23 protein-coding genes are annotated in these 24,520 nt (G+C 53.6%); 13 read left to right on the forward strand and 10 right to left on the reverse strand.

The genetic code is table 11. From position 1 onward, the window contains the following. The first annotated feature begins 45 nt into the window (after nt 1-45). From ACR0CZ_RS15225 to ACR0CZ_RS15255, 7 genes are read left to right on the forward strand one after another with little or no spacing between them, the layout of a single operon-like run. Nucleotides 46-1,167: a ring-hydroxylating oxygenase subunit alpha gene (locus tag ACR0CZ_RS15225; protein ID WP_170395502.1), complete on the forward strand. Its 1,122-nt coding sequence runs from the start codon at nt 46-48 to the stop codon at nt 1,165-1,167. Beyond that, nucleotides 1,164-2,690 carry a choline-sulfatase gene (gene betC, locus ACR0CZ_RS15230; RefSeq protein WP_170395500.1) on the forward strand — a complete coding sequence of 509 codons (1,527 nt, stop codon included), beginning with the start codon at nt 1,164-1,166 and terminating at the stop codon, nt 2,688-2,690. Before ACR0CZ_RS15225 ends, betC begins: the two co-directional genes overlap by 4 nt. Nucleotides 2,691-2,722: 32 nt before the next feature. Next, entirely contained in the window at nt 2,723-3,490 is a 768-nt protein-coding gene (locus ACR0CZ_RS15235; protein ID WP_480444236.1) for an SDR family NAD(P)-dependent oxidoreductase, read from the forward strand. Then, nucleotides 3,490-4,422 carry a 3,5-dioxohexanoate:acetyl-CoA acetone transferase gene (kce, locus tag ACR0CZ_RS15240; RefSeq protein ID WP_170395496.1) on the forward strand — a complete coding sequence of 311 codons (933 nt, stop codon included), beginning with the start codon at nt 3,490-3,492 and terminating at the stop codon, nt 4,420-4,422. The genes ACR0CZ_RS15235 and kce overlap by 1 nt, the downstream gene beginning before the upstream one ends. A gap of 10 nt (nt 4,423-4,432) precedes the next feature. Next, on the forward strand, nt 4,433-5,851 hold the full coding sequence (locus ACR0CZ_RS15245) for an aminobutyraldehyde dehydrogenase (RefSeq protein ID WP_480537176.1): 1,419 nt from the start codon (nt 4,433-4,435) through the stop codon (nt 5,849-5,851). Further along, the gene (locus ACR0CZ_RS15250) at nt 5,851-6,591 is read left to right on the forward strand and encodes an SDR family oxidoreductase (protein ID WP_170395492.1); all 741 of its coding nucleotides are present in this window, start codon (nt 5,851-5,853) and stop codon (nt 6,589-6,591) included. Before ACR0CZ_RS15245 ends, ACR0CZ_RS15250 begins: the two co-directional genes overlap by 1 nt. Next, a complete protein-coding gene (locus ACR0CZ_RS15255; protein ID WP_170395490.1) occupies nt 6,591-7,523 on the forward strand; it encodes a 3-hydroxyacyl-CoA dehydrogenase NAD-binding domain-containing protein in 933 nt (310 codons plus the stop codon). The genes ACR0CZ_RS15250 and ACR0CZ_RS15255 overlap by 1 nt, the downstream gene beginning before the upstream one ends. Here ACR0CZ_RS15255 and ACR0CZ_RS15260 read toward each other — a convergent pair. The 8 genes from ACR0CZ_RS15260 to ACR0CZ_RS15295 form a co-directional block, all read right to left on the reverse strand. Then, nucleotides 7,501-8,532 carry a GlxA family transcriptional regulator gene (locus ACR0CZ_RS15260; RefSeq protein WP_170395488.1) on the reverse strand — a complete coding sequence of 344 codons (1,032 nt, stop codon included), beginning with the start codon at nt 8,530-8,532 and terminating at the stop codon, nt 7,501-7,503. The two genes, ACR0CZ_RS15255 and ACR0CZ_RS15260, sit on opposite strands and share 23 nt — an antisense overlap. A 755-nt stretch (nt 8,533-9,287) precedes the next feature. Then, the gene (gene otnC / locus ACR0CZ_RS15265) at nt 9,288-9,929 is read right to left on the reverse strand and encodes a 3-oxo-tetronate 4-phosphate decarboxylase (protein ID WP_170395486.1); all 642 of its coding nucleotides are present in this window, start codon (nt 9,927-9,929) and stop codon (nt 9,288-9,290) included. Next, a complete protein-coding gene (otnK, locus tag ACR0CZ_RS15270) occupies nt 9,926-11,203 on the reverse strand; it encodes a 3-oxo-tetronate kinase (protein ID WP_170395484.1) in 1,278 nt (425 codons plus the stop codon). The genes otnC and otnK overlap by 4 nt, the downstream gene beginning before the upstream one ends. After that, nucleotides 11,197-11,997, reverse strand: a complete 801-nt coding sequence (locus ACR0CZ_RS15275) for an N-acyl homoserine lactonase family protein (RefSeq protein ID WP_170395482.1) — start codon at nt 11,995-11,997, stop codon at nt 11,197-11,199. Before ACR0CZ_RS15275 ends, otnK begins: the two co-directional genes overlap by 7 nt. After that, the gene (locus ACR0CZ_RS15280; RefSeq protein ID WP_170395480.1) at nt 11,994-12,281 is read right to left on the reverse strand and encodes a putative quinol monooxygenase; all 288 of its coding nucleotides are present in this window, start codon (nt 12,279-12,281) and stop codon (nt 11,994-11,996) included. Before ACR0CZ_RS15280 ends, ACR0CZ_RS15275 begins: the two co-directional genes overlap by 4 nt. After that, nucleotides 12,281-13,792 (reverse strand): tripartite tricarboxylate transporter permease, encoded by a 1,512-nt coding sequence (locus ACR0CZ_RS15285; protein WP_480537177.1) that lies wholly within the window; start codon nt 13,790-13,792, stop codon nt 12,281-12,283. Before ACR0CZ_RS15285 ends, ACR0CZ_RS15280 begins: the two co-directional genes overlap by 1 nt. Before the next feature lie 4 nt (nt 13,793-13,796). Beyond that, nucleotides 13,797-14,546 carry a hypothetical protein gene (locus ACR0CZ_RS15290; RefSeq protein ID WP_480537178.1) on the reverse strand — a complete coding sequence of 250 codons (750 nt, stop codon included), beginning with the start codon at nt 14,544-14,546 and terminating at the stop codon, nt 13,797-13,799. 56 nt (nt 14,547-14,602) lie between these two features. Further along, nucleotides 14,603-15,610 carry a tripartite tricarboxylate transporter substrate binding protein gene (locus ACR0CZ_RS15295; RefSeq protein WP_170395476.1) on the reverse strand — a complete coding sequence of 336 codons (1,008 nt, stop codon included), beginning with the start codon at nt 15,608-15,610 and terminating at the stop codon, nt 14,603-14,605. Nucleotides 15,611-15,745: 135 nt separating this feature from the next. Here ACR0CZ_RS15295 and ACR0CZ_RS15300 point away from each other — a divergent pair, with 135 nt between their 5' ends. The 5 genes from ACR0CZ_RS15300 (at nt 15,746) to ACR0CZ_RS15320 (ending at nt 20,291) form a co-directional block, all read left to right on the forward strand. Then, nucleotides 15,746-16,834: an isocitrate/isopropylmalate family dehydrogenase gene (locus ACR0CZ_RS15300; protein WP_170395474.1), complete on the forward strand. Its 1,089-nt coding sequence runs from the start codon at nt 15,746-15,748 to the stop codon at nt 16,832-16,834. Beyond that, nucleotides 16,831-17,862, forward strand: a complete 1,032-nt coding sequence (locus ACR0CZ_RS15305) for a Gfo/Idh/MocA family protein (RefSeq protein WP_170395472.1) — start codon at nt 16,831-16,833, stop codon at nt 17,860-17,862. Before ACR0CZ_RS15300 ends, ACR0CZ_RS15305 begins: the two co-directional genes overlap by 4 nt. Next, nucleotides 17,859-18,536 (forward strand): GntR family transcriptional regulator, encoded by a 678-nt coding sequence (locus tag ACR0CZ_RS15310; RefSeq protein ID WP_170395106.1) that lies wholly within the window; start codon nt 17,859-17,861, stop codon nt 18,534-18,536. The genes ACR0CZ_RS15305 and ACR0CZ_RS15310 overlap by 4 nt, the downstream gene beginning before the upstream one ends. A gap of 215 nt (nt 18,537-18,751) precedes the next feature. Next, the gene (locus ACR0CZ_RS15315; protein ID WP_170395470.1) at nt 18,752-19,852 is read left to right on the forward strand and encodes an Acg family FMN-binding oxidoreductase; all 1,101 of its coding nucleotides are present in this window, start codon (nt 18,752-18,754) and stop codon (nt 19,850-19,852) included. After that, nucleotides 19,842-20,291 (forward strand): MarR family transcriptional regulator, encoded by a 450-nt coding sequence (locus ACR0CZ_RS15320; RefSeq protein WP_170395468.1) that lies wholly within the window; start codon nt 19,842-19,844, stop codon nt 20,289-20,291. The genes ACR0CZ_RS15315 and ACR0CZ_RS15320 overlap by 11 nt, the downstream gene beginning before the upstream one ends. Before the next feature lie 37 nt (nt 20,292-20,328). On the opposite strand, the gene ACR0CZ_RS15325 is transcribed toward ACR0CZ_RS15320, so the two are convergent. Next, nucleotides 20,329-21,123, reverse strand: a complete 795-nt coding sequence (locus ACR0CZ_RS15325) for a hypothetical protein (protein WP_480537179.1) — start codon at nt 21,121-21,123, stop codon at nt 20,329-20,331. 309 nt (nt 21,124-21,432) lie between these two features. Here ACR0CZ_RS15325 and ACR0CZ_RS15330 point away from each other — a divergent pair, with 309 nt between their 5' ends. After that, nucleotides 21,433-22,965: a phospholipase D family protein gene (locus ACR0CZ_RS15330; protein WP_170395466.1), complete on the forward strand. Its 1,533-nt coding sequence runs from the start codon at nt 21,433-21,435 to the stop codon at nt 22,963-22,965. A 351-nt stretch (nt 22,966-23,316) separates the two neighbouring features. Here the strand turns inward: ACR0CZ_RS15330 and ACR0CZ_RS15335 are convergent, their stop codons facing one another. Then, complete coding sequence (locus ACR0CZ_RS15335; protein ID WP_170395464.1) at nt 23,317-24,489, reverse strand: adenylate/guanylate cyclase domain-containing protein; 1,173 nt, start codon at nt 24,487-24,489, stop codon at nt 23,317-23,319. Between the last annotated feature and the right edge of the window lie 31 nt (nt 24,490-24,520).

Consider the following 24,520-nt stretch of genomic DNA (forward strand, 5'->3'; position numbering starts at 1 on the left):
GAATCCCACGTGCAATAGATTTAACCTAACATCGGAGACGCTATCATGACTGATTCAGGTGCAATTTTCTTTGGCTATCATGCTGACCCATCGCGCTCCAGCTCATTGCAGGCTGCTGCCTACACCGAGCGCGAGTGGTTTGACGCAGACCTTCGCTCCATCCTCTCCAAAACTTGGCAATGGGTGTGTCATGTCGAGAAAACACAAGAGCCGGGATCATATGTAACAGTGGATATTGCCGGTCAACCTATTGCGGTTGTGCGCGACAAAGAGGGTAAGCTTCGCGCCTTTTACAACGTATGCAAACACCGTGCCCATGAACTGCTATCAGGCGAAGGCAATACAACACGGATTATGTGCCCCTATCATGCCTGGGTCTATAAACTTGACGGGCAGTTGGCGCGTGCGCCACATACTGAAAACCTAGAAGACTTCAACAAGGATGAGATTTGTCTCGATGCTGTACAGGTTGAAGAATTCTGCGGTTTTGTTTTTGTCAATTTGGATCCGACGGCTGCCTCTTTGTCAGAGCAATCCGGAAACCTAGAAACCGAGGTGCGCCATTGGGCACCGGATGTGGATCAACTCACTTTTGGCCACCGTCTGACCTACGACATCAAGTCGAATTGGAAGAACGTCGTGGACAATTTCCTTGAGTGCTATCATTGCCCTACGGCCCATAAGGATTTTTGTGACCTCGTGGATATGGATACCTACAAGGTTACGACCTACGGCATTTACTCCAGCCATATGGCTGACGCAGGCAACAGTCCAAATACCGCCTATGACGTCTCGAACGCCACGGTAAAAACCCACGCGGTTTGGTGGCTCTATCCTACCACTTGCCTGATGCGATATCCGGGACGGTCCAGCATGATCGTGTTGAACATTATCCCTGTTGGGCCAGATCGGACGCTTGAAACTTACGACTTCTTCCTTGAGACGCCGGAACCTGACGCGATGGAGCTGGATGCAATTCGCTATCTGGACGAGGTACTTCAGGTCGAAGATATCAGCCTCGTCGAAAGCGTGCAGCGCGGGATGAAAACGCCTGCGTTCACACAAGGTCGGATCGTCAATGACCCGGATGGGTCTGGCAAGTCCGAGCACGCCGTTCATCACTTCCATGGCTTAGTCTTGGACGCTTACGCAAAAGGTGCCACGTGACGCGGCCAAACATCCTTGTGGTCATGGCGGACCAATTGGCTCCGCATTTCACAGGGGCGTACGGGCATAAGGTCGCCAAGACGCCACATCTTGACGCGTTGGCCGCGCGCGGCATGCGCTTCGATGCAGCTTACTGCAATTCCCCTCTCTGTGCGCCTTCACGGTTTTCCTTTATGTCGGGTCAGCACATCAGTCGCATCGCAGCTTACGACAATGCATCCGAGTTCAAGGCTTCGGTGCCGACGTTTGCGCATTATCTGAAATCGCTGGGCTATCGTACATGTTTGGCAGGCAAGATGCATTTTGTCGGGCCGGATCAGATGCATGGATTTGAGGATCGTGTGACAACCGACATCTATCCTGCTGATTTTGCGTGGACCCCGGATTGGGAGGCCCCGGACGAGCGGATCGACAAGTGGTATCACAATATGCAAACGGTCAAGGAAAGCGGCGTTGCCCACGCTACCTTCCAGATCGACTATGACGACGAAGTTGGCTTTGCCGCCAATCGCTGGCTCTTCGATGTTGCCCGAGACAAAGCACGTGGGAACGATGCGCCCTTTGCGATGGTGGTGAGCTTCATTCACCCGCATGATCCTTACGTTGCGCGGCCCGAATGGTGGAACCTGTATACAGATGATGAAATTGACTTGCCCGCGTTTGTGCCCGCGTTGGAGGATCAAGACCCCTTTTCACGACGTTTATTGGATGGGATCGAAGCGTCTTATGTGCCACTGACCGAGGAAGAAATCCTGCGCGCGCGCCATGCCTACTTGGCAAACGTCAGTTACTTCGACAGCAAAATCGGAGAGCTGGTTCAAACCCTCGAAGAAACGGGCGAGTTGGACAGCACCATTGTGATTGTCACAGCCGACCATGGCGACATGCTGGGTGAACGTGGGCTGTGGTACAAAATGAACTTCTTCGAGCACTCAGCACGAATTCCATTGGTCATGGCCGGACCAGGCATCGCTGTTGGGGCCGCTCAAAATGCAGTGTCACTGGTTGATCTATTGCCGACATTTATCGACATCGGTGGCGGTGATGAGACGATGATCGGAGAGCCGATCGACGGTCGTAGCCTTATGCCTCTGGCTCGGGGTGAAGATGATCCAGTTGATGAGGCGATCGGAGAATACTGTGCCGAGATGACGGGCTATCCTGTGATCATGATCCGGCGCGGGCCCTTGAAATATATTCATTGTGATAGCGACCCACCGCAGCTCTATGACCTGAGTGCTGACCCGATGGAAACGAAGAATTTAGCTTCGGACCCAAGCTACTCCGACGCGAAAACTCGTTTTGCAGCTGAAGTCGTCGAGCGTTGGGACGGCAGTGCTTTGCGAAAGAAGATAATCGCCACACAAAAATCGCGCCGTGCATTACATGCCGCGATGGAGGCCGGTGCCAGCGAGCCTTGGGACTACAACCCGCCGTCCGATGCAAGTCAGCAGTATGTACGCAACAATATGGATTGGACAGTGGCTGCACGCCGCTACCGCTATCCGCCATTGAAGGATTGAAACCAATGATGCTGAACGGAAAAGTTGCTCTCGTGACTGGTGCCCGCGGTGGAATCGGGCGCGCGATTGTCGCTCGGTTTCTAAGAGAAGGCGCAACGGTATTTGCCGCTGACCTCACACCGGAAGGGTCGTTAGATCAGCACGACGATGATGGCAGTCATTTTGTTAAGCTGGATGTGACTCAAGAAGCAGACTCGGTTGCGGCGATGGATCATGTGCGCGCCGCACACGGAAAGTTGGACATCCTAGTGAACGCGGCGGGGATCGAGATCGAAAAAACGGTTGAAGAGACCACGTTGGAGGAATGGAATCAAAGCTTTGCGGTTAATTCCACGGGCACGTTCCTGACCTCGAAATACGCCATCCCATTGATGCGCGAAGCGGCGAAGACAGGGAATAGCGCAAGCCTTATCAATTTTGGCTCCTACGACGGGTTCATCGCAGACCCTGGGCTTGCGGCCTATTGCGCGACCAAGGGTGCAGTTCACGCTTTGACCCGCGCAATGGCTTGCGATCATGGCCCAGAAGGTATCCGGGTGAATGCCATCTGCCCTGGCTATATCGACACTCCAATGCTGCAGAGCTTCTTCAACGGCGATGGATCCGGCGGAGGAGGTGGCAACATTGAAACGCTGCAAAAGGCCGTGCGCGATGTTCATCCAATGCGGACCTACGGGACGCCCGAGGATATTGCAAATTTGGTCAACTGGCTTGCCTCGGACGAGGCGCGCTATGCCTCTGGCCAGTTGTGGGTTCTGGACGGGGGGCTGTCTGCACAAGTGCAGCAGATGAAACTCTGATGCCCAAGCCAGTCATTATCACTTGCGCGCCGACCGGAGGCATCCATACGCCGTCAATGTCTCCGCATCTGCCGATTACACCGGCCGAGATTGCGACGGCCAGTATTGAGGCGGCCCAGGCAGGGGCATCAATCATTCACCTGCACGCACGGCACCCGGAGACAGGAAAACCCGATCCCCGACCTGAGCTGTTCAAGCAGTTTCTACCCGTAATCAAGCAGTCCACCGATGTTGTGATGAATGTCTCGACCGGCGGCGGCTTGGGGATGTCGATGGATGAGCGGCTGCTGGCGGCGACATCTACCAGCCCAGAGATGGCATCGCTCAACATGGGATCCATGAACTTTGGTATCTTTCCGATGCTGCAGAAATACACCGAGTTTCAGCACGACTGGGAACGGCCATTTTTGGAGATGACGGAAGACTTTATCTTTCCCAACACTTTCAAAACAATTCGTTACGCCATCGAAAAACTTGGTGGAGATCACGGCACCAAGTTCGAATTCGAATGCTATGATCTTGGACATCTCTACAACGTCAAATGGTTCGTGGATCAGGGCCTGATCAAACCGCCATTTTTCATTCAGATGGTATTTGGCATCTTGGGTGGCGTTGGCGCAGATGCCGACCATCTGACACACATGCACAACACAGCCGATAAGCTGTTCGGAGCAGAGAATTACGAATGGTCGGTCCTTGCCGCTGGTCGTCACCAAATGCCATTTGCGACCCAAAGCGCGATGCGGGGCGGTAACCTGCGTGTCGGTCTCGAAGACAGCCTGTTCATCGGCAAGGGTGAGTTGGCAAAATCTAACGCGGAACAGGTCACGCGCATCCGATCAATCGTTGAAAACCTTGGCCTTACGGTCGCGACGCCAGCAGAAGCGCGCATGCGGCTCGCACTAAAAGGCGGCGATCAGGTTGGCTTCTGAGGAGACGCATATGCAGACGAACATGTTGATCAACGGCGAAATGGTTGAAGGCACGGGCGACGCCTTGAACATCCTGAACCCTGCAACAGGAGAGGTTATTGGTACCGCAAAAGAAGCCAGCGATGCACAGATCGAGGCGGCGGTGCGCGGCTCAGCAGAGGCATTTGAAACCTTTTCGGTTACGACCCCTGCAGAACGCGCTGCAATCTTGCTTCAGATAGCTGATGTTATCGAGGCGAACAGCCAGGAGTTGGCAGAACTTGAGAGCCTAGATGTGGGAAAACCCTGGCCATCGGCTCATGATGATGAAATGCCGCTGACGATTGATGTCTTTCGCTTTTTCGCCGGGGCTGCGCGCACCATGATGGGGTCTGCCTCTGGAGAGTATGTCGCGGGTCATACGTCGATGATCCGGCGCGACCCCATTGGCCCTGTCGCCGCCATCGCCCCTTGGAACTACCCGCTGATGATGGCGTCCTGGAAAATTGCTGCACCAATTGCGGCAGGATGTTCGGTGGTGTTGAAACCGTCCGAGATCACGCCGCTATCTACTCTGCGACTTGCAGAACTGTTACAAGATGTTCTGCCAAAAGGCGTGCTAAATGTGATCCATGGTCGCGGGCCCGGCGTGGGGAATGCCCTGATGAACAGCCCACAGATGGAAGGGATCAGTGTTACGGGTTCTCCGGCGACAGGCATGGCTGCAATGCGGGCTGCTTCCCAGAAAATTAAACACGTTCATCTGGAATTGGGCGGCAAGGCGCCAGTCATTGTCTTTGATGATGCTGATCTCGATGCTGTGGCCGAGACGATCCGATATGGCAGCTACTTCAATGCCGGTCAGGACTGCGCACAGCCTTGCCGCGTGATGGTTGCAGACAGAGTTTACGACAAACTTGTGGCCGCGATTGCCGATCAGGTTGGCCAGATCCAGATCGGTGCACCGAAAGCTCAAGGAACGGAAATGGGCCCGCTTGTCTCTGCGACACAGCGGGATCGTGTAGCGGGTTTTGTGGATCGCGCGCGCAGCAGCTCTGAAATCGTTTCCGGTGGGGTGTCTGGCGAAGTAGACGGCTTTTTCTACCAGCCGACAGTCATCGCCAATGTCGACAACACTGCAGAGATTGCCTGCAATGAGGTTTTTGGACCCGTTGTAACTGTCTCTCGGTTTTCTGCGGCAGAAGATGCGTTGAGGATCGCCAACACCGGAGCTTACGGTTTGGCCTCTTCGGTCTGGACACGAGATGTTGGGAGAGCAATGCAAATGACGTCCAAGTTGCGCTATGGATTCACCTGGGTAAACACGCATGGGGTTGCGACCCCCGAGATGCCATGGGCCGCGATGAAGGGCTCGGGCACGGGCAGCGATATGTCTGTCTATGCGCTGGATGCTTACACCGCAGTCCGTCACGTTATGGTGGCACATTGATGCGGTTAGCGGGGAAACGCGCCTTTGTTACAGGCGGCAAACAGGGCATTGGTCGCGGCATCATTGAGGCCTTCGCAGCCGAAGGTGCGGCTGTCGCCACCTGCGGGCGCGGCCCTCAACCAGATGCTCTTCCGGATCAAGTAACCTGGTACACGCTGGATGTATCCAATCCCGAAGCGGTTGCACGTACTGCCCGAACAATCGGCCTGGTAGATATCCTGGTAAACAACGCCGGCGTTCAGGTCGAAAAAACAGTGACCGAAAGCACAGACGCGGATTGGGATTTGGTGATGGGAGTAAACGCACGAGGCGTTTTTAACTGTTGCCGCGCCTTTATTCCGAAAATGTCTCAGGGTGGTTCGATCATCAACATTGGTTCGATCTCGGGCAATGCCGCTGACCCATCGATGGCGCTCTACAATGCTTCAAAAGCGTTTGTGCATGGGCTTACACGCTCTATCGCGGTGGACCATGGACCTGCGGTGCGCTGCAATGCAATCTGCCCGGGATGGATTGAGACGGGCATGCTGGACGCAGCATTCGAACTCGCCCATGACCCGGAAAAGGCTAGAACAGACGCGCTGGCACGCCATGCGGTCAAACGCTTTGGTAAGCCCGCAGACATTGCTGCGATGGCTGTTTGGCTAGCTTCTGACGAGTCGTCTTTTGCGACTGGCCAACTGTTCACTGTGGACGGTGGTATGACTGCGGCCTCCCCCCTGAATCCGGGACTGTTCTGATGTCGGAAATCGAAAGAACAGCCATTCTCGGAGCCGGTGTCATCGGGGCAAGCTGGGCAGCGCTGTTTCTCGCGTCGGGTCGCAGTGTGACCGTATTTGATCCCGATCCGAACGCTGAGGCATCCGTCCGTAAATACATTGAAATGGCGTGGCCTGCGTTAGAAGAATTGGGCCAAGTTGGCCACGCTAACCGAGATGCGATCACCTTTGCACCGACCGCAGCTGAGGCCGTGCGAAACGCGCAGTTCATTCAGGAGAATGTGCCCGAGCGGTTGCCGATCAAACATTCCATCTATGCGGAAGTTGAGCCAGAGTTAAGCGCTGATGCAATAGTTTCAAGCTCAACATCCGGCCTAACACTCGATGCTCTCCAACAGGGATGGCGCGATCCGAGTAAGCTCATCTTAGGTCATCCGTTCAACCCGCCACATCTCATTCCGCTGGTCGAGTTGACGGCGAACGACGCCACCGGTTCAGATGTTCTGAACCGAACGGAGACGTTCTACGAAGACCTGGGCAAAGTCACGATCCGGATCAAGAAGGGCATGCCCGGACACGTCGCAAACCGCTTACAAGCTGCAGTATGGCGCGAGGCCGTCCATATGGCGATTGAAGGCGTTGCCAGTGTCGAAGACATCGATAAAGCGATGTGGGCCGGCCCCGGATTGCGGTGGGCCGCGATGGGTCCGACGACGCTTTTCCACCTAGGTGCAGGCGACGGCGGTCTGCGGGCCTTCTGTAACCATTTCAAGGATACATTCAATGGCTGGTGGGACGACCTGGGCAACCCTCGTCTTGATGAGGATGTCATCAATAAACTGGTCGATGGCATTAACGATCAAACTCAAGGGCAAAGTACCGAAGAGTTATCAGCGCAACGCGACAAGATGCTTACGGCGATGCAAAAAGCTACCCAACACCTTCGGACTTAATATCAGGCTTGAACATTGGCCACGCGCGGAACTCGAATGGAGTACGGCCTTCAATACGGTCTGCAGTTGGTGTGAGGCCAAAACGGCTTCGATATGCCCGGCTGAAATGAACTTGCCCGTTAAATCCTGATGCTTCTGCAATCTCGCTGAATTTCAGCTCTGTTTGGGTTACTAGTCCACGCGCGCGATCAAGGCGTATGTCACGGTAGTACTCGATCGGCGACTTCTGGACATATTGCCGAAACAATCTGCTAAGTTGTCGTTGCGAAATCTTCAACCTCGCTGATATTTCAGGGATCGACAAAGTGGCTTCCAAATGTGCCTCCATCAAGTCGATCGCGTCCCTTACCACCCCAGAGGTGACATACCCCAGTGGCTCCACGTCTTTGGGGTTCTGTGATTGGCCCTCACCGCGTACATTGTGATGAAAAAGATATCGCGCAGATGCATTGGCGATACTCTCACCATCGACAGAGTGCACAAACCGCAAACCCAGATCAGTCGCTGCGGAACCCCCGCAACAAGTGAACATCTTTCCATCCATAACAATCATGTTCTCTGACACTGTGGTATCATGGGCCATTTCAGCAAAGGCATCGATGTGCTCATAGTGAACCGTCGCTGTCTTGCCTTTAAGCAGTCCAGCAGCCGCAAGAACAATCGCACCAGTATCCAAGCCGCCAACGATTGCTCCGCACGCCTCCCACTTCTGAAGGGCCACCTTAAACTGAGATGTTCCGTGACGTTCAGGTGACCAACTTGTACTCACCAGAACCAACCAGGGCTTGCGCCCCGTCACGGCCGCCAATGGGGCAGTGTCAACGACAAGGCCGCTGCTAGACTCAACTGGTCCACCGAGGTCCGAGACATAGGTCCAAGAAAATCGAGCCGAACCTGTCAGGTAATTGGCTATTCTGAAAGGATCCACGAAAGACGTAGTCGCCGAAACATTGAAATGCGGACTCACCAGGACAACGATATCTAACTTGCGATCAATTGGATGGATCATGGCCGATTCTGTAAAATGGCGTCCAAAATTGTCAATAATGAACTTATCACTGGTTCAAAAAAGTCCAATTACTAAGGCAAACACAGCATAAACAAGGGGAAAATACCGGGGGAGATCAGCGCTCATTAAGTTTCTGAAATCCAAAAACCGACATTCGTTCTACCGCGGCGAAAGTCCGTTTTGGCCGCTAGAAACTTAGTGTTGTTGCGAGACAACGAGATCACAATTCGGGATTCCGCGTCCAAGCGCAGTCATATCAATCTTTCACAGGCCAAAGCTTCTGATTTGCAAGGCATTCTGCAAGGCTCACATCATTAGCGCCAACCCATCAAATCTTAACTGGTCTCCCATCCGCCTGGATCATCTCATCACCGCCTGAGAGGCCTTCAACAATTACGCTACTTGTGGCTGTTTCGATTGCTGTTCCATCGACTAAGCACACGTAATTCATCTTGTTCGGATTGTTTGTGCTTATGCTGGCTAATGCAAGCGGAACGCCTTCTAGCAAGGCCTGGTCGTCGAAAAGAACCAGCTACTTGCCCCGCCATAATAGTCACCCGCTGTCGTCGATACCTCTAAAGGGTAGAGGACATAGTTATCAGTACCGTCTATAGTGGTGAACGTGGCCTTATAAAAAACTCGTTCTCCGCCAATCGTTTGCTGGGTTGTATCGCTTGAGATCTGCTGAGGTAAGTCACCGGATAACTTTGCACGATTTGCCCGATAGTTTGCACACGCACCATTTTGGTGCCAGATCAAATCCTTCCGAAAGTCTCTTTGAGTTCTGCGACTTGTTCTGCATCCAGTAGGCGGGTTGGCAGGCCGCGCAGTGTCACGAGCAGCTTGGCTGTTTCTTCTAACTCTTCTGCTGCAGAGACCGTTGAAAACAGATCCTCTCCCGATACGACGGGACCGTGATTGGCCAACAGAACCGCACTATATTTGCCATCCAGATCGCGGATCAAATCACCGGACGTCGGGTCGCCCGGCTTGACGTATGGAACCAGTTTGACTGTGCCGACACGCATAACCACATATGGCGTAAGCGGTGGAATACAGTCGTCAGGATCGGTGTCTTCCAGACAAGACAGTGCAGTGGCCCAGGTCGAATGCAGATGCACCACTGCACCAGCTTGTGGCCTCGTCTCATAGAAGGCTTGGTGCAGAAAGACCTCCTTGGTCGGCTTGTCGCCGGAGACGTGGTTGCCATCCAAATCAATCTTAGCGATGCGCTCGGGGTCGATATCGCCCAAGGTGGAATTGGTTGGTGTCATGAGGATGCCGTCGTGCAGACGTGCAGAGACGTTGCCAGCAGTGCCGACGGAAAATCCGCGCGCAAACAGCGATGCACACAGGTCCGACATCTGCTTTCGCAGCGCCTGTTCTTTAGAACTCATTTGCCGGCCTCCATCATTTTGAGCGCCCTAGCGAAAAAGTCCGGAGCGCCGAAGTTTCCAGACTTTAGAGCCAGCGCAATGGGTTCAGTTTTTCCAACGCTCAAGACTGGTACGCCCGGGTCGATCTCTGGCCCTAGTGACATGGCCGGTGATCCCAGTGCCTCAGAGACAGCCTTGGCGACAGCTCCCGACGTCTCCCCTCCGGCAACCACCAATCGCTTGTAGCTCTTCTGAGCAAGCTCGCGCGCGGTATCTGCAAAGAGATTGTCCAGCTTTTCCGCCACGGCTTCTTGGCCAAATTGACCTTGTACCGCGCGCACATCATCCGGGCTTCCCGATGAATAGGCGAGCGGTGCCTGACCCGGATGCGTTTCAAAGAAATCCAGAAGCGTTTGCATAGTCACATCCCCGGACATAACACCCGGAACGTCAATGGCGAAGGTCGGATGGGATTTCGCATGAACATCGATCTGACCACGGGTCGCACCTGAGCAAGACCCTGCAAGGATAGCGGCGGGCCCAGCGATACCTGTGAATACACTGCCACCTCTTTTGGACGAAGCTTTTCTGACGAAGTTCTTGGGTAGCCCCAGCGCTATCCCAGATCCCCCAGTAATGAGCTGGGCATCCTTCAGAGCCTCGCCCCAGGCCAGCAAATCCTCGTCCGAAATCGCATCACCGATCACAAAGCGTTCGTCGACGTTCCGCAAAGCAGTAGCAATCGCCTCTGGTCCTTGCGTCACGGCGTCAATTGAAACCAACCCAACCGCTTCTTGGATCTGATACTGCAACCAACGCTTGATGTCGGCATCCGTCATCGGAGTAAGAGGGTGATTTTCCATCCCGGACTCGTTCAACAGCTTGCCGAGCACAAATAGATGGCCGTGATAGATGGTGCGCCCCGTTGTCGGAAAGGCTGGACAGAAAACCACCTTTTGCGCGCCCAGTTCGTTGGCCAACGCTTCCGCAACCGGGCCGATATTTCCCTGCCTAGTGGAGTCAAAGGTCGAGCAATACTTGAAGATGAACTGGCGGCATCCTTGATCTTTAAGCCATCGCAGGGCTCGCAGGCTGTCCGCAACAGATTCTTCGACAGGTGCAGTGCGGATCTTGAGTGAGACGACACCCGCTTCGATCTCTTTGTCGGCCGGGGTATCCGGAATACCTGGAAACTGCGCGGTTCTTAATCCACCTTCCGGCTCGACGCCCTTTGCCAAGGTGTTCGCAATGTCGCTCGCACCAGTGAAATCGTCCGCTATGACGCCGATTAGCATATCTTAATGTCCTTCGTCGGCCCTGGATCCAGCCTATGGATGTGCGGTGCTGCTCCGACGGGAAAAATCTTGCGCACAAGTGGATCATGGCCGGGCACGATAAGTCGAGGATGTGAGGCCAACCTCTCTAGGGTCTTGAAACCATCCATCATGTCCTGCAAATCGACAACGATGGGAAAAGCTTTTCGCGCCATGAAATTCTCGTAGTAATGCGAGGCATCCGAGGCCAGAACCATCCACCCGGCTGCTGTTCTTACACGAACACATTGCAACCCCCGCGAATGCCCGCCGATACTGTGTACGGTCACCCCATCTGCTATCTCGGCCTCTCCGTCGTAGAACACGACCTTGCCTGTATAGAGGCGCTTTACGACCTCGCAGATATGGCCCGCCGAGAAAGGCGCGCGTAAGTGGTCGTGGCACATGCAGGGACCTGTGGCGAAGGCCATTTCCGCCGATTGCATGTGCAACTTCGCATTTGGGAACATATGCAGCCCCCCAGCGTGGTCATAATGAAGATGGGTCACGATAACCTCGGTCACCGCTTCAGGCATGATGTCTAATGGGCGCAAAGCCTCGCGTGGGTCCATCGCAATGGGACGACCACGGGCGGCTGCCTCGTCGCTGTCGTATCCGGTATCGACCAGTATAACTTTGTTGCCACGCTTGAGCACCCAAACGAAATAGTCCATCGCGTGAGGTGCATCGTGATTGTCATCCAATATGAAGCTGTCGCGTCGAGTGCGGGCATTGCGATCCGCGTATTTCACGGCGTGAATTTCCCAATCGTTCATCGGATGACCTCGGAATACTGTTGAACAGTCTTGGTGGCGATCATATCAGCCACAGCCGTATCGAAGGACTGGAAATGCGCGCTTTCCATGTGGGCGGAGAACGCCACGCTGTCATCATAAACCTCATAGAGAAAAACTGTCTCGGGATCGTCGCCGAGGCAAACATCAAACTGCTGGCATCCGGGTTCTTCACGCAAAGAGGTTGAAGCGTTTTCGACCATTAGCGGCAAAAAGGTTTCTCTCGTACCGGGCTTGAGAGTGAAGGTGACGGTAACCACAAACATCAGACGGAAAGTCCTTTCAAACGTGAGAAAGCGCGCTTTGCCATGGGCAGTTGGCTGAGGATCAAACCAACGTTGAGCACAAGTAGAATGGCCGCACCGGGTCGCGAAAAGAAGACCGAAAGATCCCCGTCCGACAAGAACAGCGATCGGCGGAAAGTTTCGTCAAACAGGCTTCCCAGTATAACCCCAATGACCAATGGAGCGATTGGGTACTTCATCAGGTTCATAAAATAGGCAACGGCGCCGACACCAAGCATCAGGTAGAGATCATTGATGCCACCACCGACGCTGAAGGACCCGATTGTTGTCAGAACCATCACAACCGGCAAGAAGATGGTCTGCGGTATGGCGAGTATTTTGATAAAGACCCCAGCAGTGAATAGGCCCATCAAGAACATAGTCAGGGATGCCAGCACTAGGATTGCGACTACGCGCAGAATGATCTCGGGGTCTATCGTGGGGCCCGGGATCACGTTGTTGATCTTGAAAGCCCCCATCAAAGCCGCGGCGGGTGGTGAACCGGGAATGCCCAAAACCAAAAGCGGGATTAGCGCGCCCCCAATGCAGGCGTTGTTTGCTGTTTCAGAGCATAGCAGACCTTCCAATGAACCTTTTCCGAACTTGTCGCCCTCGGCAGATACGGTCTTGCCGACACCGTAGCTGACCCAACCGGCGACATCTTCGCCGACGCCAGGAAGCGCTCCCACCCCGGTCCCAATTACCCCTGAACGGCCTATGGTCGGCAGGTAGCGTCGAATAGAGCGAAGGTTTGGAAGAATACGGCCCTTCAGTGCCAGAACATTCCCGGCTTCAACATGCCTTAGACCGTCGATGATTTGAGGTATCGCAAAAGCCCCCATCAAAACGGGCACAACCTGAAACCCGCTCAACAGGTAAGACCAGCCGAAAGTATAGCGCGGTTCAGACAACAGAGGGTCTAGTCCCACCATGGACATCGCAAGCCCGATCAGGCCGGCGATCCATCCCTTGATCACCAGATCCTCGCTCATAAGTGTGCCAGATAGAAAGATGCCGAACAAAGCCAAGAGTGCTTTTTCCGGACTCGCGATGTTCTTCGAAACCAAAAGCAGTGCCCAGACAAAAATCAAAAGCGTGATAGTCCCGATAACCGTACCGATAAAGCTGGCCGTTGTGGTCAGACCAAGTGCTTCGCCCCCTCGACCTGCTTTGGCCAAAGGGTAGCCATCCATGGCCGTCGCCGCGCTGGCTGCTGTGCCAGGTATGTTCAGCAGAATAGACGGGTAAGAGCCGCCGTAAATCGCGCCGACATAGGCCCCGAGCAAAGCGATAAGCGAATAGTCCAATGGGATCTTGTTGCCGAAAAATCCCGTCAGGATCGTCACTGCCAGCGTTGCGGTCAGGCCGGGCAATGCGCCGAACGTGATGCCTAGGAACACGGAAGCAATCAAATACGGATAGGTCAGCGGGTCCACTGCCAGACCAACGAATGCGGTCCCAAACCCAGCCAGTTGCGAAAGGATAAAGTCCATCCGGTCAGTCTTTCCATAACGGACGAAGCGTCACGTAGTAGTGGTATTCGATTTGCTTGAAGATCAGCCCCCCGCGCGCGGGCACGTTCTGTCGGAAAATAAAGGCCATCGCGCAAACGAGGATCAGCGGGGCCAGTATTGCGACGACTGGCACAAACCGCAAAACGCGTTCGGAAGCCGATTTGATCAACACCACAAATGATAGCGAGACCCATAGGGCCAGTGTAAACCAATCATCACCGTGTGCATTCCATTCCGCCTGCGCGGGAAACACGGCGAACGCAAAAACCCCGGCAGAAACAACTGCGATACAGGCTACCAAAGCACGCCGCGCGTGACCGCCGTAGTAGCCGTAAGTCAAAGCTGTAATCAGTAACCCCGAGCACAATATGAAGTCCACTCTGGGAACCAGCCCGACGACGTATGCAAGAAGGATCAGGCCTATTGTTGTTGCTCGATAGGCTTCCGACTTATCCCATCCAATCCCCAAAGCCGTGAGTGCGTTCTGGGCTCCACCTGAGCGGATCGAATTAGCCAGCAAGACGAAGGACAACACAAGCAATCCACAGAAGATGAACAACGGTACAATTGCAGCCGAGTTGTACCAGTCCGACCCACTTACACCTGCGCGGTTTTCACCCCAAAGTGGGATGTCCAACGTCTTCCAAAGGAAAAAGACGGACACTGTTATTAGAACAATCGCAGCCCAGAAATCGCGGGTCCGCATGACCAGTGTTTCGTCGATTTTGTCCATGCCTGCCTCCTAGAGGAAAGGGCGCGATCAGACGCGCCCTTCCAAAGTTGATCGGATTAGGGCTTCTCGATACCCAGCGAGGCTGGATCGACCGTGGCAGCGCCCAAATCTTGCAAGGTATAGGCAAAAGTAGCCTCAAGGTTCGCAAACAATTCTTGAGCTTCTTCGCCGTGTTGACCACCGACATCATAATTGTTTGCCTCAGCCCATTCAGCGACGGTATCGGATGCAATCGCCTGCTCGAACGCATCGCCGAGGGCCGCCTTCACATCATCTCCAGCCGAGCTGTGAACGGCAAATCCGATGGCTTGTTTTAGCGGCAGATACTTGTCGAGACCGTCATAGATGCTAAAGGCAGATGGCACTGTAGCTCCGGCAATCTGCGCATCTTCCGGTGTCAACATCGCAAGTGGCTTCAACTGTCCGCCTTCGATCAAAGGAGCTTGTTCAGCCAGCGAAGTCACAACCAACGCAACCTCACCTGCTATCGCCGCTTCCTGCCCGGGCGCTGAGCCTTTGTATGGAACAAACTTGAACTCTGCACCGGACCCTTTCTCGATGGCGAGAAGATTCAAGTGGTGGATCGAACCCGCGCCGGACGCGGCAGCGGGAATAGTGCCAGGAGCGGCTTTGGCAGCGTCGACCAGTTCTTCCAGAGTATTGTAAGGGCTGTCCGCTGGAACCGAGATCAGATCGGGTGATCCGCCAACAATAAACGGATACCAAAAGTCAAATTTCTTATCCCAACCACCCTGCACAGCAGCGGTGACGTTCGATTCAGACAGACCAACCAGTGTATAGCCATCGTCTGGTTGGTTCATGACGTAGACCATGCCGTTGGAGCCTGCGACCCCACCGGTTTGGTTGATCACATTGATCGAGACTGGAAGGTGTTTTTCCATTTCGGCCATGATCATTCGGTTGATCGTGTCCGTGCCGCCACCGGCCCCCCAGACCACAGCTGTGGTGATATCACGGTAAGGGTAATCCTGCGCGGTAGCAGCCCCTGAAATCCCGGTTGCAATCACGGCTGCGGCCACCAACTGCCCTAGCTTCAGTTTCATTTCCAAGTCCTCCCAAACATCTTTGCGTTTATTATTGCATTTATTTGCGTATACATTAAAGAATGCATTGTCAACGGACTGTAGCGAAAGCTGCTATCGCGCTATGAATGCGAAACTGGAAGGAAGCGGGCCAAGATGAAAAAGACTTACGATGTCGCGGTGTTCCATGGGGACGGGATCGGCCTGGAAATTATGGCCCCTACGCTTGAAATCCTGCGGCAGCTCTCCGGCAACAATCCCAGCTACGACCTAGCGTTTACAGACGCTCCAGCAGGCGCAGGCCACTACGCCAAAACTGGAGAATCGTTTCCGACTGGTTCACTTGAAACTGCACGCAAGGCAGATGCGATTCTGCTATCTGCAATGGGTTTGCCGGATGTTCGCTACCCTGATGGAACCGAGATTTCACCACAGATCGACCTGCGGAAGCAGCTCGGCCTTTTTGCCGGCGTGCGTCCGGTAAAGGTTAGCAGCGGACAAATGACCCCCTTAGCGCTGCCTCCCGGAAAAGAGATCGACTTTGTCTTGATACGCGAAAGCACAGAAGGACTGTTCTTCACCCAAGGCGCTGGAGAAGTTACCGAACACGAAGCACGTGAAACTCTGCTGATCACTCGTGAGGTGTCCGAAAAACTGTTCCGGTTTGCGTTTGAACTCGCCCAGAACCGCAAAAGAACCGGGCGCGGTCGGGGTCGAGTTACATGTGTCGACAAAGCCAATGTATTCCGCGCCTTTGCGTTCTTCAGATCGATGTTTGATGCAGAAGCTGCAAACCATCCCGAATTGCAGGCAGACCATGCTTATGTTGATGCCACTGCGCTTTGGATGGTGCAGAAGCCTTGGGAATTCGATGTTTTGGTGACTGAAAACATGTTCGGCGACATCCTTTCTGACCTTGGCGCCGGCCTTATGGGCGGTCTTGGATTGGCTCCTTCAGCAGATATCGGGTTGAACCACGCCGTGTTCCAACCCTGTCACGGCTCTGCTCCGGACATTGCGGGACAAGACATTGCCAATCCTTTCGCGATGATCCTGTCTGCAGCAATGATGCTTGAATGGTTAGGGTTGACCCATAATCATCCAGAACTGTCCAAAGATGGCGAACGTTTACGGGAAGCCGTGGAAAAGGTGACTGAGAGCGGTCAAAACCTGACGCGTGACCTAGGTGGCACAGCCGGAACGCAGGACGCAGCCTCATCGGTATTGGAAGCATTGCTGGCATGAATACTCAACAAGCCATCACGGTCGCGTGCGTAGGTGCGGGGTATTTCAGCAAGTTCCACTACGAAAGCTGGTCTCGAATGCCCGGAGCGGTTCCGATTGCATCCTGCAACCGTGACATCAAAAAGGCGAAAGAAACAGGACTGGCCGCTTACGATGATCTGTCAAAAATGCTGGAGGCGGAAAAACCAGATCTCGTTGACATCATCCTCCCGCCTGTGGCGCAGGCCGATGCCATCCGAACGGCGCTGCACTCTGGAATAAAGTGGTTGATCTGCCAAAAACCTTTCTGCATGTCGTTGCATGAAGCTGAGAAAATTGTTTCAGAGGCCGAAGCGGTAGGAGCAACTATTGTTGTACACGAGAACTTTCGCTTTCAACCTTGGTATCGCGCGATCAAAGAGGCGATGACCGAGGGTCGAATTGGTACACCTCTACAAGCTACTTTCCGGCTTCGGCCTGGCGACGGACAAGGACCACGCGCCTATCTTGACCGGCAGCCGTATTTTCAGGACATGCCGCGTTTCCTGGTTCATGAAACAGCAGTTCACTGGGTAGACACATTCCGATTCTTGTTCGATGCGCCCAGCGCAGTTTATGCGGACTTGCGCCAAGTGAACCCCATTATCGCGGGTGAGGATGCCGGCTATATCCTGTTTGATCATCCCAACGGTTTGAAAGCTCTGTTCGATGGGAACAGGTGTCTTGACCACAGCGCCAAAAACCTGCGTCAAACTATGGGTGAAGCCCTCATTGAAGGAACAACAGGATCATTGGTTCTTAACGGCGATGGTTCAGTTGAACTCCGCGCTTTTGGAAAGCAGGCGCAGCAGCAAATTCTACCTCCAAGCGATCATAATGGATTTGGCGGCGATTGCGTCCACGCCTTGCAAAGTCACGTCGTTTCATGCCTTGTAAAGGGCACGCCGCTGGAAAACACGGCTCGAGACTATTTGGACGTGATCCGCATCGAAGAGAGCATCTATCTCTCGGCTGCGGAGGGACGAAAGATCAACCTGGAGACGCCGTGAAGGGTCAAGACGCAAAAACTCTTTCCAATACGCAACGCGCCGTTAGGGATTTGCGGCAGATGATCCTGTCTGGCGAACTTGCAGCCGGAACTGACCACCTGGAGTCGGAACTCGCCGAAACCCTTGGTATGTCCCGCACCCCGATACGGGAAGCTGCGCTGATGTTGGAAAGCAAAGGGTTGTTGGAGATGCGGCCCCGCAAAGGCGTGCGGATACTGCCGGTTTCATCAGACGATATGCGTGAAATCTACGACATCCTGACGGAGCTCGAGAGCCTCGCTGCACAACGCGCTGCCGAAGCGGGTTATTCAGAAGATGAACTTTCGGTACTTGCTGGATCAATTGCGAAGATGGACCGAGCCATCGAAGCCGAAGATCTTGAAGCCTGGGCCGAGGCCGATGAGTTATTTCATCAAGAGCTCGTTCGGTTGGGCGGCAACAAACGGGTCGAAGCGATTGTCGCCATGATGAGCGACCAGGTGCGCCGCGCGCGCGCAACGACCTTGTTCATCAGACCCCTGCCCGTCAAATCCAATGAAGATCATCGGGTTGTTTTCCAAGCGATTAGTGAAGGTCGTCCGGATGTCGCCCGTGAACGTCATCGAGAACACAGGCTGCAAGCCAAGGCTATGCTTTGCGAGATACTCGAAAAGCATCGGCTCAACAGCCTCTGATCTTCTCGTATCCGGTCGTTAGTCAACTAAAGTAACTGCTTATTTCCGGTACTAAAGGCGCTCCGAATACTTGTCGATAACGGCAACCCGCAGTTGCCTCCGGCTGCTCTGATATTCTTTTTTCTAGTCGCTCAAACAATCACTGCATCGATTGGGGTTGAAATAGTACGATTTCGTATTAATTTAGTTCGATATCGTACTATTGGAGAGTCAAGATGCCAAACCGAAGACGTTTTCTCAAGATTCTAGGCGGAGGCACAATACTGGCGGCAACGGGCGCGGCTGGGTTTCTCACGACACGTACGCCCCATGAAGCTTTAGCTCCGTGGACGCCAAAACCGTATGATGACCCACGCAAGGCTGCTTTGTCCTACGCAATTCTCGCCCCCAATCCGCACAATTTGCAACCTTGGCTGATCGAGTTGGTTGGGCAAGACAAAGTGCGCATCCACCGTGATCCTGAACGTGAGCTTCCTGAAACCGATCCTTACCACCGCCAGCTCTATATTGGCCTCGGCGCATTTGTTGAGACGATGGTTCTGGCAGCAGGTGCACAGGGGTTTGATACAGAGGTCGAGTTACTGCCAGGTGGGAATGACGGACCTATCGCAGAAGCGATGTTTGTATCTGGCGGGGCATCCGATCCACTCTCAGATCAAATCCTCAAACGGCATTCCAACAAAGAACCGTACACAGAACAGCGCCTCTCTGCCGATCAAGTGTCTACGCTTGGCAACTATGCAACTTTGATTACCGATGAAGATTTGGTGGTCCGTATTCGAGACCTCACGAAACGCGCTTTTGAAATCGAAATGCGAACACCGCAGACCTTGAAAGAATCCGTGGACCTCATGCGGATCGGGAAAGCAGAAATCAACGCCAACCCGGACGGGATTGAGTTACGCGATCCGTTTCTGGAAACGCTGCGACTTACCGGCCTATTGGACAATGAGACCCTGATGAACGTTGATCACCCAGGCACTCAGGCGCACATGCAAGACTATTTCGCTATGCTAGACGCGACACCGCAGTACGCAGTTCTCACGACAGCTAAAAATACGCGAAGCGATCAAATCGATGCAGGACGTCAGTTGATGCGTTTCTACCTGAAGACAACCGAAATGGGCCTAGGCGTTCATCCGGTCAGCCAGGCACTTCAAGAGTATCCTGAGATGGCCGATGAGTACGCTCTGGCGCATGAGCTTCTTGCGTCACCGGGCCACACGGTGCAAATGTTGCTGCGTTTGGGGTATGGACCTGAACCAATTCCCACACCACGCTGGCCGCTGGAGACACGAATTCTGAATGAAGCCTGAAGATGAGACCAACGAAGTTTACCGGTTCTTCACCGAGGTCGGGATCATCAATCAGTTGATCTCGACCAAGCTGGAAGCGTTCTTGCCTGGTAGAATGACGGCGACTCAATTCGGAATTTTGGGCCATCTGGTACGGCGTCCCGAGGGTGAAACTCCACAGCAACTTTCGAACGCGTTTCAAGTGCCTAAAACTTCGATGACGCACATACTCTCCAGTCTTGAAAATCATGACCTGGTTACTCTTGAAGCCAACCCCAATGACAAACGTTCGAAAATTGCTCGGCCTACACCGCAAGGCGCTGAGTTTTTGAAAGCTTGTATGGAGCGGATGTCGGAATCCCTGGCTCCAGTTTTGTCCGAACTCGGGCCTGAACCGTTCCAGGAATCATTGCCTAATCTGACGCTCATACGCGAAACTTTGGACAGCGAGCGCGACTAGCCGAAACCTGCGCCAGCCGAAGCAAGCAACCAAATTTTCAGAACATCATGCAATCCGCGCCCGGCGGGAGCGGCGGCGATCCTTCAGGCAAAGTGGGTGTGTAGTCAAATGTCACAATCTTCGCGCCACCGTCGAATGCCACGAACAGTTGGTTGGATCCCGGCCTAATGGCGATGCCTTCTGGATCGGTTCCGAATTCCAACAAACTTTGCTGGGCGAGCAGTTGGCCATCTGCCGTGAACTCATACAGGCTGTTTGACCCTTCCCAGTCATCAACAATCAACATGTGGCCGGTACGCGGATCAATCGCGATGCCCTGCGCCTCACTCAAGGGAGGAGAGAACTTCATGGTATCCAACCTCGCCGTCAAAGCACCCTCTGAGGTGAACCACGACAACCGTTCGGGGTCATCCTCTACGGTCACGATCTGTCCCTTGGCGTTGATCGCAATTCCTTCCGTATCCGCGAAACCACCTTCCAATTCGAAGGGTGCTCCCAGGCGTGATCCGTCCTTGGTGACACGTTGAAGACTGCCGAGACCATCGCCCAGCAACAAGTGATCCCCTTCAACAGCAATTGCTTTGATCCGAAAGAGATCGCTGGATATACGGCGCAATTCATCACCTTGCAATGTAACGAGAATTGCCTCGGGCCCCTCGTTCGCAATCCACAACCCACAAAAGGTCGGATCGTAGTCAAGACTTGCGGGCTGATTAAGTTCATAACGCCCTGTTTCGCGAAGCTGCAATGCCGTGGCCGGGGTCGACACAGCAAAAATCAATAAGGCGGTGGTCCTCACAAACACTCTGCATGCTCCGAAAATCTGCGTCAAAACTGTGGGGCGGAATCGTAACACGTCAATGCTAAGAGCACCTAAACTTCCAAAATCAGAGAGCATCATTTTACCTGATCAGAGACTTATAACACGGAAACTGGTTACGAGCGGTGTGGTTCGACGCATCTGGCTTCTGCCATAGTCCGTGGGATCTAGGGGTGTGTCGAAATCGCAAACCAACAACATGGCGCTTGCGAGAGTTACGAAATCAACACTAGCGAACGAAACAACCTCAGGCTTCATAGAACAAACTTGCAATCGCGTGCTCGGGCGTAGTCACCTAGGGCATAGGGTTGGAGAAAGCCAATGGCGCTGTGGAAGTTCGTGATTAGTGTTTATTGCGCGCTGTTTCTTGTCGCTTGCGCTCCGAAAACCCGCACGTATGAAAAGACGGTATCAGCTGCGCTACCGGCAAATTCCAGCACGGCTCTGGGTCAGGCGGCCAATCGCCTTGGGGATCCTAAAGACGGTCGGTCAGGCATCAAGCTGATCAGTGATGGAGAAGAAGCGCTCGTATCACGGCTGTTGTTGGCCACTGCGGCCGAGCGAACGATAGACGCGCAATACTATCTTCTGCACGACGACCCAACTGGTCACCTGTTCGCTGCCAGCCTATTGCAAGCGGCGGATCGAGGTGTTCGTGTCAGGCTGTTGTTGGATGATATGGATACGTCCGGCTACGACGCGATGACCGCTGCGTTGGACAATCACAAAAACATTGAAATAAGGCTATTCAACCCGTTCTGGCGAGATCAGAGCCTTTTGATCGCGGGTCTGACTGATTTCAAACGCATCAATCGCAGAATGCACAACAAGTCCATGACAGCAGACAACGTGTTCACGATTGTAGGTGGGAGAAACATCGGTGCCGAGTATTTTTTGGCGCGGGAAGAAATGAACTATGCTGATCTTGATGTGCTGGCCGCAGGCCCAGTTGTACGCGAAGTGTCACGTAGCTTTGACGCTTACTGGAACAGCGAATTCGCTGTTCCGGCTCGCGTGGTTGTCGGAGAACCCGAAGAATTTGACCTGAGCGATGCACGCAGCAGGTTGAATGAGCTCGTCGAGGAAGCGAAGCAAACGCAGTACGGCGCAGCGCTCAGAAAGTCGGCAAAAGAGAACTTCGCGGATGGCGCCCTGTTACTGGATTGGCTGCCAGCGAAACTTTATGCTGATCCGCCTTCAAAGGCCGCGGGCCTCGAGAACTCAGGTCCCGTTCTTGCATCTCAATTGCTTCCGTACTTTGAGAATGCCAGCAGTGAAGTGAACATCGTGTCCGCCTACTTCGTGCCGCGCAACAACGGTGTGAAATGGCTGACCGAACTCGAGAACCGCGGGGTCGACGTAAAGGTTGTAACCAATTCACTTGCATCTAACGACGTCGCACCCGTTTACGCACACTACGCCAAGAAACGCCGAGCACTACTACGCGGTGGAGTAGAACTCTACGAGCTGCGACCCGACGCTTATCAAGTCCAACGCCGCGGTATTAACTGGGCTCAATCCAGGTCAGGCCTGCACTCCAAGGCATTTGCAATTGATGACCAGTACTTATTCGTGGGTTCATTCAACTGGGATCCGCGATCTGTCAACATCAACACCGAGATGGGAATTCTGATTGACTCTCCAGCATTGACTGCGCAGACGATGGGAGCCTTGGACGACGCACTACCCGCATACACATATAACGTGACGCTCGAGCAAGCTGGCCAGCTTAGATGGACGACAAGAGCCAATGATGGCACCATTCTTGAATACCAATTCGAGCCGACAGGATCGGCCTGGGATCACATAGTTGCCGGGCTATTAAGTATTTTACCAATTGGGTCCCAGCTTTAGGTTTCTGCAAACTACTTGATCGCTTGGCCGTCACCGGCGCCTGCGAAGATGGCAGCAAAAAAGAAATAGGACATCAGTCGCAGATATTTCCCAATATCTAATTCTTAATTCAGACTAGATATTCATTTTATCAACTGCTGGCGGGAAAATGCCTGCTACCAAAGTCAATGGCCATGTTCATCATTCCAGGGAAGCTGAACGACAACGGGCAAGTCCCGTTTTCCGGTTACTCTAACAGTTACGTTCAGCTTGCCGTGCCTTAGTGGATTTTTGCGCTTTGTGTTTCATTTCTAGCGATCATCTAATTTCGTAAGATGCCGAAGGTAGATTGTTTTGAATAACTATAGCTGACTATTGTGCATCTTCAGTGAGAAAGAACAACTCAATGGGCTGCGCAAGGCCACGTATTTCGTGATCCCCACAGCTAACGAACATGTTCGGAGCAGCACTTGCAACGGCTGACGTCGCCAACACTCTCCGACCAGTTGATTTTGTTAAACCTTCAATTCGGCTTGCAACGTTCACCGCCCCGCCCAGAACTGTGAAATCAAGCCTGCCGGGGCTGCCGATATTACCATAGCTGACCTGCCCGACGTTAATTCCAATACCAACATCCAAAGGCGGTTTTTGAAACCCGTCTCGTCTGGTGTTGAGAGCGTTCAAACCACTCAGCACACTCTGCGCTGCAAGAGCCGCCATTCTGCAGCGGTCGGCATGGTCTTTTTGCGCTTCAATAGTAAAGATCGACAGGATGCCATCGCCCATGAACTTGAGGACGTCTCCACCGTTGTCCTCTACGGCTTTAACCACCAGATCAAAATAGTCGCTAAGCGTGTCGAAGATATCTTCTTCCGGAGAGGTCTCGGAAAGTGCTGTAAAGCCTCGCAGATCAGAGAACATCACCACGGCATCCAAAGTTGTTCGCTCTCCGCGCTTTATATTGCCGCTCCAGACGGCCTCGGAAGGTCCATCTCCTAAATAAGTTCGAAGCAGACCTTTAGACGATTTTCGCATCGTGACAGGTTCCAAGGCAGAAGAAAGGGCCGGTAAGGCCGCTTCAATCAGCCTAAGATGTTCGGGCGAGAATCCATCCTTTGCCTGAGTAACGAACGTACATCCATGCAGCGATCCATCGCCGTAATAGAGCAAAGTAGCGTAGTAGTCTGTGCCGCCCTGCTCTGCAAATTCAAGATAGGATGAATGCTCTGTTTCCAAGTCAAGTCGCCGAAGACTTTTGTGAAGTGGCTTTCTGTTCGCAAGAATATACTCGAATGAACTCCCGACATAACCATCTGTCAACATCGTCTCATGCGTGACGTCGTAGCTGTCGGTGCCTTCAGGCGTCCAAACTACCCCCCAGGCAATAAGCAATGGGTTGGCAAAGCGCTGGCCAATGTTTGCCCGCCATAGCGGCACTCCGGCTTCGATCAAGGAGGAACAAAACTGTGACACCACCTTTACAGGATCACCGGAGCGACGACCTTCTGTAATCATCCATTCGGTCAGTCGAGTGACTTCTTCCATGGACCCAATTTAGTCGCTTGGAAACGATGAG

It is taken from the genome of Ruegeria sp. H9 (assembly GCF_056532915.1).